This is a genomic window from Spirosoma luteolum, assembly GCF_054778875.1.
In genome coordinates this window covers 76,620-92,006 of record NZ_BAAGZE010000001.1, presented here as the reverse complement: position 1 = coordinate 92,006, position 15,387 = coordinate 76,620, and the positions used below count along the sequence as shown (strand labels likewise).

Here is a 15,387-nt window from a genome sequence, read left to right as displayed (position 1 = left end):
GTTGTGGGGTTTGAGCCGTGATGGGCCGATAGCGAGTAAAATACGAGGGCTGGATGATTACTAGCTGTAAAGCAGCCGCGTACCGAACAGACCCGCCAGATACGCTTACCGATCACCGTATGAAAAACTTACTGATTAACGGACTCATTGCCTTGGGCCTGACGGGTGTGTTGATGGCGTTTCAGCCCCAGCTACACCTGCCCGCCGGCCGGCCGGGTGCTTCGAAGCCCAAAAATATCATTTACATTCTGGCCGACGATCACCGGTACGACTTTATGGGTTTTACGGGTAAGGTTGCGGGCCTGAAAACGCCAAACCTGGATCGGCTGGCGGCCGAAGGAGCGCACGTTCGCAACGCGTTTGTCAGTACGGCCCTCTGCTCGCCCAGCCGGGCCAGTATCCTGACCGGGCAGTATGCGCATACGCACAAAGTGGTCGACAATTTCGCCCCGATGACCCCGGGTCTCAAATTCTTTCCACAGTACCTGCGGAAGGCAGGCTACAAAACGGCTTTTCTGGGCAAGTGGCACATGGGTAACACCGATGACGCGCCCCAGCCTGGTTTCGATTACTGGCTCAGCTTCAAGGGACAGGGCGTGTATTACAACCCCACCTTCAACATCAATGGCAAACAGGTGACGCATGGCGACAGTAGCTATACGACCGACCTGCTTACCCGCTACGCTGTTAACTGGCTGAATACGCTCGACAAAAACAAACCCTTCTGCCTGTACCTGTCACACAAGGCCGTCCATGCCGATTTCCAGCCGGCCCGCCGGCATCGGGGCCGGTATGCCGCCATGCCGATCAACTACCCCGAAAGTATGTACCTGACGGCCACTGATACCAGTAAACGCTGGGGGCCTGTATCGTCGGTCAATCCGGAAACCAAAGCGCTGAAAGCCAACCTGGCCGATATGCCCAGCTGGGTTAAGCAGCAACGCTACAGCTGGCATGGGGTCGATTACCTGTACCACGGTTCCATCAACTTTAACGATTTCTACCGGCAGTACTGCGAAACCCTGCTGGGTGTTGATGATAGTGTTGGCCAGATTCTGACCTGGCTCGAAGCGAATGGCCAGCTGGAAAACACCATGGTCGTTTATATGGGCGATAACGGCTTCAGCTTCGGCGAGCGTGGCCTGATCGATAAACGACACATGTACGAGGAGTCGATGCGGGTGCCGCTGCTGGTGCGTTGCCCGGCGGTGGTAAAGCCCGGCACCACGCTGAATCAGGTTATTCAGAACATAGACCTGGCCCCGACGTTTCTGGCCTACGCCGGCCTGCCCAAACCTGCCCAGATGCAGGGTAATTCATTCCTGCCGATGCTGAAAGGCGAACCCGTTGCCTGGCGCGACCGGGCTTTTTACGAATACTACTGGGAGGCCGATTTTCCGCAGACGCCAACCATGTTTGGGGTCAGAAACGATCGCTACAAGTATATTTTCAATCACGGTGTCTGGGATGCCAATGAATTATACGACCTGCAAAACGACCCCCATGAGGTAAACAATCTGATTCGTAGTCCGGCCCACCAGGCGATTGCTCAGGAACTGAAGAGTCAGGTATTCGACTGGCTGGAATCGACCGGCGGGCTACAGATTCCGCTCCACTCGATCAAACAGAAGCGCTTCGACCATCGCTACAAAGGCACGTATTAGCCAACAGATTCGCCCAACTTACCGATAGCTGACACGACCGGTTACAGGCGTAACCCCACCCATTGCCTTATGTCGACAGCCAGCCCATCGGTCCGATTGCTCCTGATGCTGATTGGCATTGGCACGGTCTTTTACAACTGCCAGTCGACGACCGATTCCGGGCGGGCAGCGGCCGTTGTGACCGAGCGTCGGGGCGGGGCGGCCCGTCTGGCCAGTCCGGCAGGAATGGTCTGGATACCCGGCAGCACGTTCCGGATGGGTTCCGATGCCTTTCCCGATGCCCGGCCAGTCCATGCGGTCACGGTTGCCGGTTTCTGGCTGGATGCGCACGAAGTGACCAATGCTCAGTTTGCCCGGTTTGTTGCCGAGACGGGTTATGTCACGGTGGCCGAACGCCCACTCGACCCGGCCGATTATCCGGATGTACCCGCCGGTCAGCTGGTGCCTGGCTCGGTTGTATTTACCCCGCCGGCCGGGCCGGTGTCGCTGGCCAATCCGTTGCAGTGGTGGCAGTATGTGAAGGGTGCCAGCTGGCAGCATCCCAGCGGGCCTGCCAGTACCATAAAAGGCCACGAGAATGAGCCTGTTGTGCAGGTGTGCTATGCCGATGCTGCTGCGTACGCGCAGTGGGCGGGAAAGCGGTTGCCCACCGAAGCGGAGTGGGAGTTCGCGGCCCGGGGTGGACAGCAGGAAGCGGTGTATTACTGGGGCAACGAACTGACACCGGCCGGCCGCTGGATGGCCAATATTTTTCAGGGCGATTTTCCGCAAAAAAATACACGGGCCGACGGGTTTGCCGGAGTAGCGCCCGTCGGATCATTTCCGCCCAACCCACACGGTCTCTACGATATGGATGGAAATGTCTGGGAGTGGTGTCAGGATTTTTATCGGCCTGACTATTACGCGGAATCGCCCGGCACGAATCCCGCTGGCCCGCCTGCCAGCTACGACCCCGACGAGCCAACTGCCATCAAGCGGGTACAGCGGGGCGGCTCCTTTCTGTGCAGCGATCAGTACTGCGCCCGCTACAAGGCCGGCAGTCGGGGTAAGGGAGACGTAACGAGCGGTAGCAACAACCTGGGCTTCCGGTGCGCAAAAGACCGCTAACGATCGACTCAGTCAGGGGCAGAATCGGGCCATGCAGCTGTGTATGGCCGAACCCTGCCGGCTATCGCCGGCGCTTACTGGCCGGTGTGAGGTTACACCCGTTTGTTGGAACCGTGTGTTGGATCAGGACAACAGAAAAGGGTTGTCTGGTGGGAGCGTCGACTCCGTGTCAGTCACGAAGCCAGCCCAGAACCAGACAACCCAATAACGCTATACCTGCATAACGCTGTAATGGATTGGCCTACCGAACGGTGAACTCGCCATCGCCAATGCGGAACCCTTCGCAGTAGATTTCGATGGTGTGTTTGCCCTCGTTGAACCGTTGGGCGCCCCGGCTGTAGATGAAGTCGACCTGCTGCCGGGTGTTATCGAAGTTGAACGCCTGCCTGGCGGTGTAGATCATGCCCTGCCCGTTGTAGGTGAACTCGCCTGAACCCGTTGCCATGTCGGAAATCACCGCCCCACTTGGGTCCAGAATACGCAGGTACAGTTCTTTCTGGCCCAGTTGCGCCAGTCCGTTGGGAGCCAGCCGTACCCCCACCTTGATTTTGTCGATGCGTTTGGCCTTGTAGCTGCCGCCGTCTTTTTCTTTACCGCGCCGGTTGATGGCGTCGACCGTTACGGATTCGGCCCGCAGGGCAGCGGCAATCGTGACTTTCTCGCTTAGCTCCCGATTGCGGGCGGCCACGGCCGATACCGAATCGCTTAGGCTCTGGCGTTCTGTACGCAGGGTCGAGTTTTCCTGATTCAATGAGTCGTTACGAACGGTCAGAATGCCGTTTTCTTCTTTCAGGCGGGCAATTTCCTGGTCTTTCTGGGAGAGCAGCGCCTGGTAGTTACGAATCTTCTGGTCGTATTTTTTGCTGTCGAAACTCGACACGTTGCGCAGCTCACGTTTATCGACTTCGAGCTGGGCCTTTACTTTCAGCAGCGAATCGACACTGCCACCCAGCCGCTGGATTTCGGCAATTTTAAGGTCAAGCTCATTGGAAATGGAGTCGAGCCGGGTTTTCACCGAGAGCACTTCTTCGGTCTTGGCCGCGATGGTAGCATCCTTTGTTTTGTTGTCCTGACGCTCCTGGTAGTAGAAATACAACAGCAGCACGTTCAGCGCGGCCAGTACGAGCAACGCGATCAGCAGAAAACTACGGCTGTTATTCGACTGGGATTGGGGTCTTGATTCCATGGATTAGGTCAAATGATTCGTAAGGATATAACCAAAACAGACCCCGCAGGTGTTTATTGCGGCACCGGGTGGGATTTGGCCGATTAGGGCCAAAAACTACGGCATTCTGCGTAGTTCTCAAACCTATCTTTGCACATTGTTCACCAATGGCCGGCCCCGGGCTGGCTCCCGTTACGCCATGATTGCCGACAGCATTCGTCAGATTACCACCGAACTCGATGGCCGCGCCCGCCTGGTGGCGGTCACTAAAACCAAGCCGGTTGCCCTGTTACAGGAAGCCTACGACGCGGGCTGCCGACTCTTCGGTGAGAATAAAGTGCAGGAGATGGCCGATAAACAGCCCCAGCTGCCGGCCGATGTGCAATGGCACCTGATCGGGCATCTGCAAACCAATAAAGTCAAATACATTGCTCCGTTTGTCGCCCTGATTCACTCCATCGACAGCCTTAAGCTGCTTCAGGAAGTAAACAAGCAGGCTGCCAAACATAACCGGGTGATCGATTGCCTGCTGCAGATTCATATTGCCGTCGAAGAAACCAAATTTGGCCTGTCGGCCGCAGAGGCCGAAGCGCTGCTGCAGGCCCCCGAACTGGCCGGTCTGCACAACATCCGGCTGGTGGGGCTGATGGGCCTGGCCAGCAACACCGACGATCAGGCGCAGGTACGGGCCGAATTCCGCGGGCTCAAACAGCTCTACGATAAACTGGCCCTGATGCGTACCGACAACGTAGTGTTTTCTGAACTGTCGATGGGCATGAGTGGCGACTACCCGCTGGCCGTAGCCGAAGGCAGCACGCTGGTACGGGTAGGCAGCGCTATCTTTGGCGCCCGCGATTACGCCGTCTGATCTTCTTTTCGCATTAATCAATATACCCATGAAATTCTTTATTCAATCCGGCGCAATGCTGGGTCTCCTGGGCGTGGCCCTGGGGGCGTTTGGTGCCCACGCCCTGCGGGGTATGCTCGAAGCCACCGGCCGGCAGGATACGTTTGAAACGGCCGTCCGCTATCAGTTCTACCACGCGCTGGCGCTGGTGCTGGTGGGTATCCTGATTCAGCTGATGGGACAAAACCCAACGGCCGTCAAACTGCTGGGCTGGGCTGGTAACTCGTTTCTGGCTGGCACGATCGTTTTCTCGGGGTCGTTGTACATCCTGTGCTTTACCGGCATCACCTGGCTGGGCGCCATTACCCCGCTGGGGGGCGTGGCCATGATTGCAGGCTGGGCCCTGCTGCTGTGGAGTTTTCTGTAAGGAAAAAAAGACCCGCCGTTACATTCGGGGGGGCAGGCCCGTCATAAGACTATAGCCCATAAACCACCCCACTATGTACCTCCAGTCCGAAACCTACCAGCTTATACTGTGCCTGGTAACGCTTGCACTTACTCTGACCGCCGGATTTATGCTGGGTATGCTTATCAACGAGCGGGAGCCCGACCGGCCCCGCCGGCGCTCGGCCATTCCCCGCAACTGAAAGCGTCGAAAAAAACCAAAAAAGCCCGCCTGAGCCCGCACAGACGGGCTTTTTTGTGCGGCACGGGCAGGAGCGCACGGCCCGGCCGATTCCGCCGGAGGCAACCCGTTCTGTCTCTTTTTTTTGTATCTTTGCGGTCTGATTCTGAGAATAATGCAAACGAATATACAGGCAGAAACCGCCCGTCGGCGGACATTCGCCATCATCAGTCACCCCGACGCCGGCAAAACCACCCTGACCGAAAAGCTGCTGCTGTTTGGGGGCGCCATTCAGACCGCCGGCGCCGTGAAGTCGAACAAAATCAAGAAGTCGGCTACGTCTGACTTCATGGAGATCGAGAAGCAGCGCGGTATTTCCGTAGCGACCTCGGTTATGACATTCGAGTACGACGATCTGAAAATCAATATCCTCGATACGCCTGGTCACAAAGATTTTGCGGAAGACACGTACCGTACGCTGACGGCCGTCGACAGTGTCATTCTGGTGATCGACTGTGTGAAAGGGGTGGAGGAGCAAACCGAGCGGCTCATGGAAGTCTGCCGCATGCGCGACACGCCGGTTATTATCTTTATCAACAAACTTGACCGCGAAGGACGCAATCCGTTTGATCTGCTCGACGAACTCGAGGAGAAACTGCGCATTCGGGTACGGCCCATGACCTGGCCTGTCAACATGGGCTCCGACTTCAAAGGGGTCTATAACCTCATCGAGAAAAAATTATATTTCTTTAAAGTCAACAAAACGAAGGTCGAAGACGACGTGCTGTCGATCGAACTGGCCGATAGTCTGCTCGACGAGAAAGTGGGTGCCCGCGATGCGGCCCAGCTGCGCGAAGATGTAGAGCTGATCGAAGGCGTTTATGACAATTTCGACCGGCAGGCTTATCTCGACGGCCGGCTGGCTCCTGTATTCTTCGGCTCGGCAGTCAACAACTTCGGCGTGAAAGAACTGCTGGAAGGATTCTGCGACATCTCCCCCGAACCCATTGCCCGCCCCACCGACAAGCGGGAGGTGCTGCCGGAAGAAAAAAACTTCACCGGCTTCGTATTTAAAATTCACGCCAACCTCGACCCCCGTCACCGCGACCGCATTGCCTTTCTGCGGATTTGCTCGGGCGTGTTCGAGCGGGGCAAGTTTTACCACCATACCCGGCTCGACAAAAACGTGCGCTTTGCCTCGCCGTTCAGCTTCATGGCCGACAGCAAAAGCGTGGTCGAAGAAGGCTTCCCCGGCGACGTGGTTGGCCTCTACGATACCGGCACGTTCAAGATCGGCGATACCCTGACCGAGGGCGAAGAGCTGCAGTTTCAGGGAATTCCCAGTTTCTCGCCCGAGATTTTCAAAGAACTGGTCAACCTGGATCCCATGAAGTCGAAACAGCTCGATAAAGGCATTCAGCAACTGACCGACGAGGGGGTGGCACAGCTCTTTACGCTCGATCTGGGCAACCGTAAAATTGTGGGTACGGTGGGCGAACTGCAGTTTGAGGTTATTCAGTACCGGCTCGAAAACGAATACGGTGCCAAGTGCCGCTGGGTACCCCTGAACTACACCAAGGCCTGCTGGATCACGGCCGACGAGCCCGCGAAACTGGCCGAGTTTATCCGGCTCAAAGGCAATCAGATTGCGTTCGACAAAGACAAACGGCCGGTATTTCTGGCCGAGTCGGACTGGATGCTTCGTATGAACCAGCAGAACAATCCGCACGTGCAGTTCCACCTGACGTCGGAGTTCGACATGGCGGTGTAGGCGGGACCGCTCACACGTATTTTTGGTACGTACTCAAACTACACCGGCTTTGTAGGGTTGTTTAGTTGAAAACCGAACGGCTAAACAACCCTGCTTATGCAAATGCTCCTGAGCACCCTGGCCCTCGGGCTCTTACTGGCTACCACGTCGGTGGCCCAACAGAAGCCCGCTAAAAAATCGAAAAGCGCCCAGACCGGCACCATGTCGGCCGCCGATGCGATTCGCAATGACCCCTCACGTGCCAACAACCAGGACGGCCTGCCCGCGGGCACCGGCACTACCCTGGAACAAACGCAGGCGGCAAAAACGCCGGCTCAACCCACTGCAACCGATGCCCGCAGCAACACCATGACGGGTCCGTCGTCGGTAAAAGCGCGGAAAATACCCCGTAAATCGGGTAACTAACTGATACTCATCGGTTCGTTTCTGAGATCGCTGCAGTTTAATCAGGCTTTAATAACATTCGGGTGGCAAGCCGGTTATATACGCAGTTAAATCACTGCCAAAAAACCAAAGCTCCAATGAAAAAAGTACTGTTTGCTGCTATCGCCGTGGCGATGATGTCGGGCGCTGCCTTTGCGCAGGACGACATGAAGAAAGACGCCAAAACGGCGCACAAGGAAATGAAAAAAGAAGCTAAGGAAATGAAGAAAGACGCCAAGAAAGCTGGCGACGATACGAAAGCCGAAGCGGCCAAAGACATGAAGAAAATGCACAAAAGCATGAAGCACGATGCCAAAACGATGAACAACTAGTTCGCGTTTTACGATCGTTACGTGTCTGAACAGGCGCTCCTTGCCGGGGTGCCTGTTTTTTTGTCTCGGGGGGCACGTCAGGGCAGCCCGCTGCCCGACCTAGGGGCTGGTTCGGGGCTGACTGGTACTCTCAGGGCGTAGCACGGCAACGGGGGCTGGAACAGCAGGCCGGCGGGTGGGCAGGGCAATCCGAAAAGTAGTACCCTTGCCGAGCGTTGACTCGACGCTCACGCGCCCGTGGTGCAGGTCAATAATGCGCTGGGTGAGGGCCAGCCCAATGCCGTGGCCCAGGGTCGTCATGGTGTTCTGGGAACGGTAGAAAGGCTCGAAAATATGCGGCAGTTCGTCGGGCGAGATGCCGTATCCCTGATCGCTAACCGTTACCAGAATGCGCCCGGGCTCGACGGTTATACGTACCACCACCCGCTCATCAGGCGAGTACTTGCATCCGTTTTCCATCAGGTTCTGGAAAGCAGTCTGCAGCAGCGATTCTTCGCCCATGATAACTAGTTCTTCCTCCTGACTGGGTAGTTCGTCGAAGTCGATATCGATGTCGTAGGTCGGCTTTTTATGCACCAGCTGACTCTGGGCCTGCCACAGCAGTTCGTCGAGCCGGACGGGCTGGTAGTGAAGGGTGGTTGCGTCGGCGTTGGCGCGGGCCAGATCGAGCAGCCCGTTCACGAGCCTGATCATGTTTTTGACTTCATCCAGCAGCCCATCGAAGGCCTGCTCATAGTCGGTGGTGGAGCGGGGCTGCAGGCGTGTCACCTCGATCTGCCCCATCATCACCGTCAGGGGGGTGCGCAGCTCGTGCGATGCGTGCGACACGAAACTCTTCTGCGACACAAAGGCTTCCTCGAGTCGGTTCAGGAGCTCGTTGAACGTACGGGCCAGATTGGCAAGCTCGTCGCGCTGCCGGCCCACCCGCATCCGTTTGTGGATATTGGTAGCCGAGATGGTATTGGCCTGTTCGATTAGTTCGGCCACCGGGCGCAGGGCATCCGACGCAAACAGATAGCCTGCAATGCCAACGATGATGAGGGAGATGAGCCAGGCAAAGAACAGAATCTCCCGCAAACGGGCCAGCTTGGTGAAGCCGTAGCGGTCGATCGCGGAGGCTACTGTAATAAGCACGTCGCCCCGGGTGGTGCGGTACCTGAAGCCGACCGTTTCGCGGTCGCCCAGTCTGACGTAGCGCATCTGCCTGAAGGTCATACTGTTCAGAAAGGCGGGCGTAACGGGATAGCGTCCGCGCACGGCTCCCTGGCTGTACAGCACCCGGCCGGCAGTGTTGTAGATGGTAATCTGCTCATCGGTAAGAGCGGGCAGATCGGCCTGGGGTACGTCGCCCACATCGTCGCGCAGGCGCACCGTGGTATTGGCTCGTTCGCTGAGCCGCTGTTCAAATTCCTGCTGCCGGAACTGATCGTAGAGATAATAAACCGATACGGAGAAGAAAAGGAGGATGGACGCAACCAGCAGAACGAACAGCAGCGTCAGTCGGGTACGAATGGTCATGGCAGCAGCAGAAAGTAAAAAGTCGGATGGGGTCGGGTTGATGGACCCGACCGGACCGGCCTGCTATTCGTCTTTGAGCATGTAGCCCATCCCGATGACGGTGTGGATGAGTTTCTGAGGGAAATCCTTGTCGATTTTCTTACGCAGGAAATTGACATAAACATCGATCACGTTGGTGCCTGTATCGAAGTGGATATCCCACACTTTTTCGGCAATGTCGATGCGCGACACCACCCGGCCCCGGTTGCGCATCAGGTAATCGAGCAACCCGAATTCTTTGGCCGTCAGTTCGATCCGGCGGTTGCCCCGGCGGGCTACTTTTTCGTTCAGGTCGAGTTCCAGATCGGCTACCTTCAGCACGTTGGCCTGCAGGCTACTTTCACTACCCCGTTTGGTGAGTACCCGCAGGCGGGCCATGAGTTCGCGAAACTCGAAAGGCTTCACCAGATAGTCGTCGGCACCGGCTTCAAAACCCGTCAGCTTGTCGTCAACCGATCCCATGGCCGTCAGCATCAGCACCGGGGTCTGAATCTTTTCCTGCCGAATTGCCTGCACCACATCGAACCCGTTCAGCTTGGGCAGGTTCACGTCGAGCACGATCACGTCGTATGCGTTGCTAAGTGCCATGTTGCGGCCCATCTGTCCGTCGTAGGCAACATCGACCTGACAGGACTGTTCTTCCAAACCTTTCTTCACAAACGACGCCAGTTTTGGCTCGTCTTCAACTACCAGAATCTTCATATCTGCAATGTTCAGGATTCACGTGACTATGAGTAAAACGCCCAGCCCTAACATTAGTTTACGGTACCATTTTTTTTGGTATGACGGGGTTGGGTAAACGAAAGACGGCCGGAATGAAAGTGACAATAGGCCGACAAAAAAGCCGCTCCGAAAATTCGGGGCGGCTTTCCGCTTCTATCCACACCATTTCAGGGCAGTTAGCACGAAGCCAGCGTGCCCTGATGTTCAACCTTCCCTTTGTAAAGGATTGACTGCTAAACTATGCAAAACAATATTAAGTTCAAAATAGCTGTCGGGAGCGGCAATTCGCGCCGGATGCCCGTAGCAGCGTTCAGACCTATATTATTAACGATTGTTCAACGGGTAAAGTGTGCGTCGGCCGCGTTATAGATCCGAGAATTTATGCCGGTAAAAACCGTAGAAAATAAGCGGAAAAACAAACAGCGTCAGCAGCGTTGCCGTGATCAGTCCGCCGATGACAACGATGGCCAGCGGACGGGCTGTTTCGGAACCAATGCCGTGGGAGAGAGCCGCCGGAATCAGCCCGATACCGGCCATCATGGCCGTCATCACCACGGGGCGAATCCGGGAGACAACGCCCTGCCGGATGGAGTCGTTGAGCGTCATACGATTGTGCAGGTTTTTCTTGAAAACGGAGATAAGAATAACCCCGTTCTGGATACAGATTCCGAAGAGGGCGATAAACCCGATCCCGGCCGATATACTGAAGTTGACATGGGTAATAAGCAGGGCCGCAATACCGCCGATGATGGCGAAGGGTACGTTGAATAGTACCAGTCCGGCATCTTTCACGTTGCCAAACAACACGAAGAGAATAAAGAAAATAGCGAGCAGACTGATGGGAACAACCTGCGCCAGCCGCGCCGTGGCCCGCTGCTGATTTTCAAAATCGCCCGCCCATTTAACCGTGTAGCCCGCCGGCAGCTGTACGTGCTGCTGCACATACTGCTGCGCTTCGGCTACGGCACTGCCCATGTCGCGACCCCGTACCGAAAACTTCACGGCGCCGTAGCGCTGCCCGCCCTCGCGGAAAATAAGCACCGGGCCCGTCTGGGTATATACCCGGGCAATTTCCTTGATTGGAATCATGGACCCGTTCTGCGTAGGAACCATGAGCTGGCTGATTTGCTGCTCGCTCGACCGGAAGGGCTGATCGTAGCGGATCCGCAGGTCGAACTTGCGTTCGCCTTCGTAAATCTGCGTGGCGGCTTTACCGCCAATGGCCATCTCGATAACCGCTTCGGCATCGGCCTTGTCGACACCGTACAGCGCAATCTTGCGCTCGTCGAGTTCGATGCGCATTTCGGGCTGCCCGGTTGTGCGAATGACCCCCAGGTCTTCGATGCCCTGCACGCGGGCCAGCTGCTGCTGAATAGCCAGGGCTTTGTTTTCCAGAATCTGCTGGTCGGGCCCATATATTTTTACGGCAATGGAGCCTTTTACACCCGATACGGCTTCTTCCACATTGTCCATAATGGGCTGCGAAAAATTGAAATTAACGCCCGGGAAAACACGTAGCTTTTCCTGCATGTGTTCAATCAGCGCTTCTTTCGATAAGCCACTTTTCCACTCATCCTGCGGATAAATGTCGACCAGAAATTCAATGTTATAAAAGCCCGTCGGATCGGTACCGTCGTTGGGGCGGCCCGTCTGCGAAATGACACCTTTTACTTCCGGAAACTGATCGAAAATATGACGCATCTGAATCGTTTGTTTCACCGATTCGGGCAACGAAATACTCATGGGCATCGTGGCCCGAACGTAGATCGACCCTTCGTTTAGTTCGGGCAGAAATTCGGTGCCCAGCAGGCTAAATCCCGACAGGCCGATGACCACAATAACCGCCGTGATGAGCAGGCTCATGCGTTTGCGCGCATACGTAAACCCGAAGGCCTGGGTGGCGTATTTGGTGATGACGTTGACGAAGGGATTATGCTTTTCGCGCACGTTCTTTTTCAACAGCATGCTGGCCAATACAGGTACCAGGGTAAGCGTAAAAATGAGGGCGCCCAGCAGGGCAAAGCCCAGTGTCCAGGCCAGGGGCGAGAACATCTTGCCCTCGACTTTCTGGAACGAGAAAATTGGCACCAGGCAGGTAATGATAATCAGCTTGGAAAAGAATATGGCCTTGCCCATCTCGGTGCCCGTTTTGCGGAGCAGTCCCAGCTTCGATAGCTTGTTGAACCGCGTCATCCCGATGTCGTGGGCCAGCTCATCGAGCGTTACGAAGATACCCTCGACCATCACCACAGCTCCGTCGACAATGATCCCGAAATCGATGGCACCCATCGACAGCAGATTGGCCGACATGCCTTTCAGGCGCAGGCAGATAAAGGCAAACAGCAGCGCCAGCGGAATCACGATGGATACCGTAACGGTGGTGCGCCAGTCGGCCATGAACAGAAACACAATCACGGTAACGAAAACGATACCTTCGAGCAGGTTATGGGTTACCGTGTGCGTGGAGAAATTAATCAGCGTTTCGCGGTTGTAGAACGTGTCGATCTGGACATCGCTGGGCAGGATATGTTCGTTGAGGTCGGCAATCTTGCTTTTTACCCGCTCAATCACCTCGCTGGGATTTTCGCCTTTGCGCATCACCACAATACACTCCACCACATCGTCCTGCTTGTCGCGACCGGACTGCCCAAGCCGGGGCAGGGCCGACTCCGACACCTGGGCCACGTTGCCTACCATGATGGGCGTGCCGTTGACGTTTTTGATCACGATGTTCTGGATATCCTGCTGGTTGCGAAGCAGCCCAATGCCGCGAACTACATACGACTGCGCGTTTTTATTGATTACATCGCCCCCAACGTTGACGTTCGAGGAGGCCACTGCCTTATACAGGTCGAGCGGGGTGATACTGTAGTCCATCAGCCGGCGCGGATCAATCGAAATCTCGTAGGTTTTAACCTCGCCACCGAAACTCACCACATCGGCTACACCCGGTACGCCTTTCAGCTGCCGTTCGATCACCCAGTCCTGCAGCGTTTTCAGTTCGCGGGCATTGCGGGTAGGCGACCGCAGCGTGTAGCGGAAAATTTCACCCGTGGGGCCGTAGGGGGGCTGTACGTCGGGGCGGATACCTTCGGGCAGTTCGATGCCGTTGAGGAGGTTGTTGACCTGCTGCCGGGCAAACGTATCATCTACCCCGTCATCGAACATGATCTTCACCACCGACAGGCCAAAGAGCGAGGTCGACCGGATGTCGGTTCGTTTCTGAACCGGGTTCAGGCCAATCTCGATGGGGATGGTCACAAACTTCTCAACCTCTTCGGCCGACCGGCCGGGCCACTGGGTGATAAGGGTAATCTGGGTATTGGTAACGTCCGGAAACGCTTCGATGGGCGTGTTCTGGTAGCTGATTACGCCGGCTACGGCTGCCAGCAGGGTAAGGAAGAATATGAAAAACTTGTTCTTCAGTGAGAACGTAAGGATACCCTTAATGAACTTATTCATGGTCCGGTGGGAAGGGGCGTTTAGTTGCCCAGGGCGTTATAAATCAGGAGCTGATTGCTGGTCACGATCTGTTCGCCCGGTGCCAGCCCGCTCGTCAGGTACGTTTTGTTGCCAATGGTTTTGTACAGGTTTACTTCCCGCACTACGGGCTGATGCTGCGCCGTGACGGCCACCACGTAGTTGCGGTTTTTATCGAATACGACTGCGTTGGACGGGATGGTAACGCGCTGATCCTTACCCGGATACGTAACGTTGACGTTGGCGAACATTTCGGGCTTGAGCTGGTAATCGGCATTCGTGAGTGTGACCCGCACCTTCATGGTCTTGCTTTCGGGGTCGAGCACGTTGAAAATCTTGTCGATCCGACCGCGAAAAATCTTGTCAGGATAGGAAATGGTCGTGATCGTGGCCGGATCACCCTCGTGTACGTGCGAGAGATCAGACTCATACACGTTGGCCATAATCCAGACCCGGTCGAGGTTCGAGATCGTGAAGAGGTTTTCGGGGTCGTCGGAACGCAGTTCCATACCGGGCGAAGCCGTTTTTTCGACCACGAAGCCACTCATGGGTGCCTTCACAACATAGGCCGAACCCTTGCCCCCCAGAATGCGCCGGCGTTCACTGACCCGGTTGACCTCCCCTTTGGCCGCCAGCAACTGTTCTTTGCTAGCCACCACGTCCCGCTCCGACGAGAAGCCGGCCTGGTTCATGCCTTCGGTAACCTGCAGGTTTTTCTGGGCAACGGCCAGTTCGCCCCGGGCCGAAACGGCGGCCTGTTCGAGGTCAGCCAGGTCGCCCGACCGGATCACGGCCAGGGTTTGGCCCTTCTGCACAAAATCGCCCAGATCGACTTTCAGGCTTTCAATGTGGCCGCCGACCAGCGGAAAAACCTTGACAACCTGATCCTGATTGAAGGTAACCTTGCCGGTCAGGCTCAGTTCGTTGGTTGCCCGTTCGAGCCGGGCCGTATCGATGGTAGCGGAGCGGAGCAGATTGGCCTGGGGGCGGGCCGAACTGTCGGCAGCGGGGGGCGTTCCCGATGATCCGCAACCCAGCAGCAGCGACAGCAGCAACAGACTGGTGCCCAGCGCCGGGAATGACAGGCGGGAAGCGTATGTGTAGGGTAGGAGGGAGCGAGGAACAGACATTGTGTATGGCTTGCTGGGACGTTTAAAATCTACTCAACAAAGGTCTGCCCGCCTTATTAAAGCCTACTTAAACACGTGTTAAAAGGCTGTTAAACCCCTGTAACAAGCCAATGCCCCACCGGAATAAACCGGTGGGGCATTGGCGTCTTTATAAAAGGTATGTGCGGCCGACTAGCTAGCCTGGATCGAGTCGCGAACGTTGTCTACGCCGTCTTTTGTTTTGTCAGCCAGTTCATCAACTTTATCGTTGTATTCCGATTTCAGTTGCTGTTTGTCGTACTGGCTTTTTGCTTCGGCTTTCAGGTCGCTGAACTTTTCTTTCGCCTGATCGGCATACTGGTTAACCTGGGTTTTTGCTTTCTCAAAACCGTCTTTGGCCTGAGCAACCCCTTTTTCCCACTGCTCTTTCAGACCTTCGCTACGCTTGTTAGCTTCTTCGGTCAGCTTTTCGCGGGTTTCTTTGCCGCTGCGGGGAGCCGTCAGCAGACCAATAACCACACCTGTAATAATGCCTGTCAGAAAATCACGTGTACTTCTCATTATCTTGTTCGTTAGGGATGACC

The 15,387-nt window shown here is 56.0% G+C and carries 14 protein-coding genes; 8 read left to right on the top strand and 6 right to left on the bottom strand.

The features are described 5' to 3' along the window. Nucleotides 1-119: 119 nt before the first annotated feature. Together ACYVAC_RS00460 and ACYVAC_RS00455 are read left to right on the top strand one after the other, a co-directional pair. Nucleotides 120-1,664, top strand: coding sequence for a sulfatase family protein (locus tag ACYVAC_RS00460; protein WP_461095570.1), 1,545 nt, complete (start codon nucleotides 120-122; stop codon nucleotides 1,662-1,664). A gap of 105 nt (nucleotides 1,665-1,769) precedes the next feature. After that, nucleotides 1,770-2,771: a formylglycine-generating enzyme family protein gene (locus ACYVAC_RS00455; RefSeq protein WP_461095956.1), complete on the top strand. Its 1,002-nt coding sequence runs from the start codon at nucleotides 1,770-1,772 to the stop codon at nucleotides 2,769-2,771. A gap of 241 nt (nucleotides 2,772-3,012) precedes the next feature. Here the strand turns inward: ACYVAC_RS00455 and ACYVAC_RS00450 are convergent, their stop codons facing one another. After that, the gene (locus ACYVAC_RS00450) at nucleotides 3,013-3,957 is read right to left on the bottom strand and encodes a hypothetical protein (protein ID WP_461095569.1); all 945 of its coding nucleotides are present in this window, start codon (nucleotides 3,955-3,957) and stop codon (nucleotides 3,013-3,015) included. A 178-nt stretch (nucleotides 3,958-4,135) separates the two neighbouring features. Here ACYVAC_RS00450 and ACYVAC_RS00445 point away from each other — a divergent pair, with 178 nt between their 5' ends. From ACYVAC_RS00445 to ACYVAC_RS00420, 6 genes are all read left to right on the top strand, one after another. Further along, a complete protein-coding gene (locus ACYVAC_RS00445; protein WP_461095955.1) occupies nucleotides 4,136-4,804 on the top strand; it encodes a YggS family pyridoxal phosphate-dependent enzyme in 669 nt (222 codons plus the stop codon). 28 nt (nucleotides 4,805-4,832) lie between these two features. Continuing rightward, on the top strand, nucleotides 4,833-5,210 hold the full coding sequence (locus ACYVAC_RS00440; protein ID WP_461095567.1) for a DUF423 domain-containing protein: 378 nt from the start codon (nucleotides 4,833-4,835) through the stop codon (nucleotides 5,208-5,210). A 73-nt stretch (nucleotides 5,211-5,283) separates the two neighbouring features. After that, nucleotides 5,284-5,430: a hypothetical protein gene (locus ACYVAC_RS00435; protein ID WP_461095566.1), complete on the top strand. Its 147-nt coding sequence runs from the start codon at nucleotides 5,284-5,286 to the stop codon at nucleotides 5,428-5,430. 153 nt (nucleotides 5,431-5,583) lie between these two features. Further along, nucleotides 5,584-7,179: a peptide chain release factor 3 gene (locus ACYVAC_RS00430; RefSeq protein ID WP_461095565.1), complete on the top strand. Its 1,596-nt coding sequence runs from the start codon at nucleotides 5,584-5,586 to the stop codon at nucleotides 7,177-7,179. A 96-nt stretch (nucleotides 7,180-7,275) separates the two neighbouring features. Continuing rightward, entirely contained in the window at nucleotides 7,276-7,584 is a 309-nt protein-coding gene (locus ACYVAC_RS00425; protein ID WP_461095564.1) for a hypothetical protein, read from the top strand. A 116-nt stretch (nucleotides 7,585-7,700) separates the two neighbouring features. Beyond that, entirely contained in the window at nucleotides 7,701-7,934 is a 234-nt protein-coding gene (locus ACYVAC_RS00420) for a hypothetical protein (protein ID WP_461095563.1), read from the top strand. A 99-nt stretch (nucleotides 7,935-8,033) separates the two neighbouring features. Here the strand turns inward: ACYVAC_RS00420 and ACYVAC_RS00415 are convergent, their stop codons facing one another. From ACYVAC_RS00415 to ACYVAC_RS00395, 5 genes are all read right to left on the bottom strand, one after another. Next, nucleotides 8,034-9,452 carry a HAMP domain-containing sensor histidine kinase gene (locus ACYVAC_RS00415; protein ID WP_461095562.1) on the bottom strand — a complete coding sequence of 473 codons (1,419 nt, stop codon included), beginning with the start codon at nucleotides 9,450-9,452 and terminating at the stop codon, nucleotides 8,034-8,036. Nucleotides 9,453-9,515: 63 nt separating this feature from the next. Then, nucleotides 9,516-10,193, bottom strand: coding sequence for a response regulator (locus ACYVAC_RS00410; protein ID WP_461095560.1), 678 nt, complete (start codon nucleotides 10,191-10,193; stop codon nucleotides 9,516-9,518). Between the two features lie 384 nt (nucleotides 10,194-10,577). Continuing rightward, complete coding sequence (locus ACYVAC_RS00405) at nucleotides 10,578-13,676, bottom strand: efflux RND transporter permease subunit (RefSeq protein WP_461095559.1); 3,099 nt, start codon at nucleotides 13,674-13,676, stop codon at nucleotides 10,578-10,580. 20 nt (nucleotides 13,677-13,696) lie between these two features. Further along, complete coding sequence (locus tag ACYVAC_RS00400; RefSeq protein WP_461095558.1) at nucleotides 13,697-14,824, bottom strand: efflux RND transporter periplasmic adaptor subunit; 1,128 nt, start codon at nucleotides 14,822-14,824, stop codon at nucleotides 13,697-13,699. 171 nt (nucleotides 14,825-14,995) lie between these two features. Further along, nucleotides 14,996-15,364 (bottom strand): YtxH domain-containing protein, encoded by a 369-nt coding sequence (locus tag ACYVAC_RS00395; RefSeq protein WP_461095557.1) that lies wholly within the window; start codon nucleotides 15,362-15,364, stop codon nucleotides 14,996-14,998. Nucleotides 15,365-15,387: the final 23 nt, after the last annotated feature.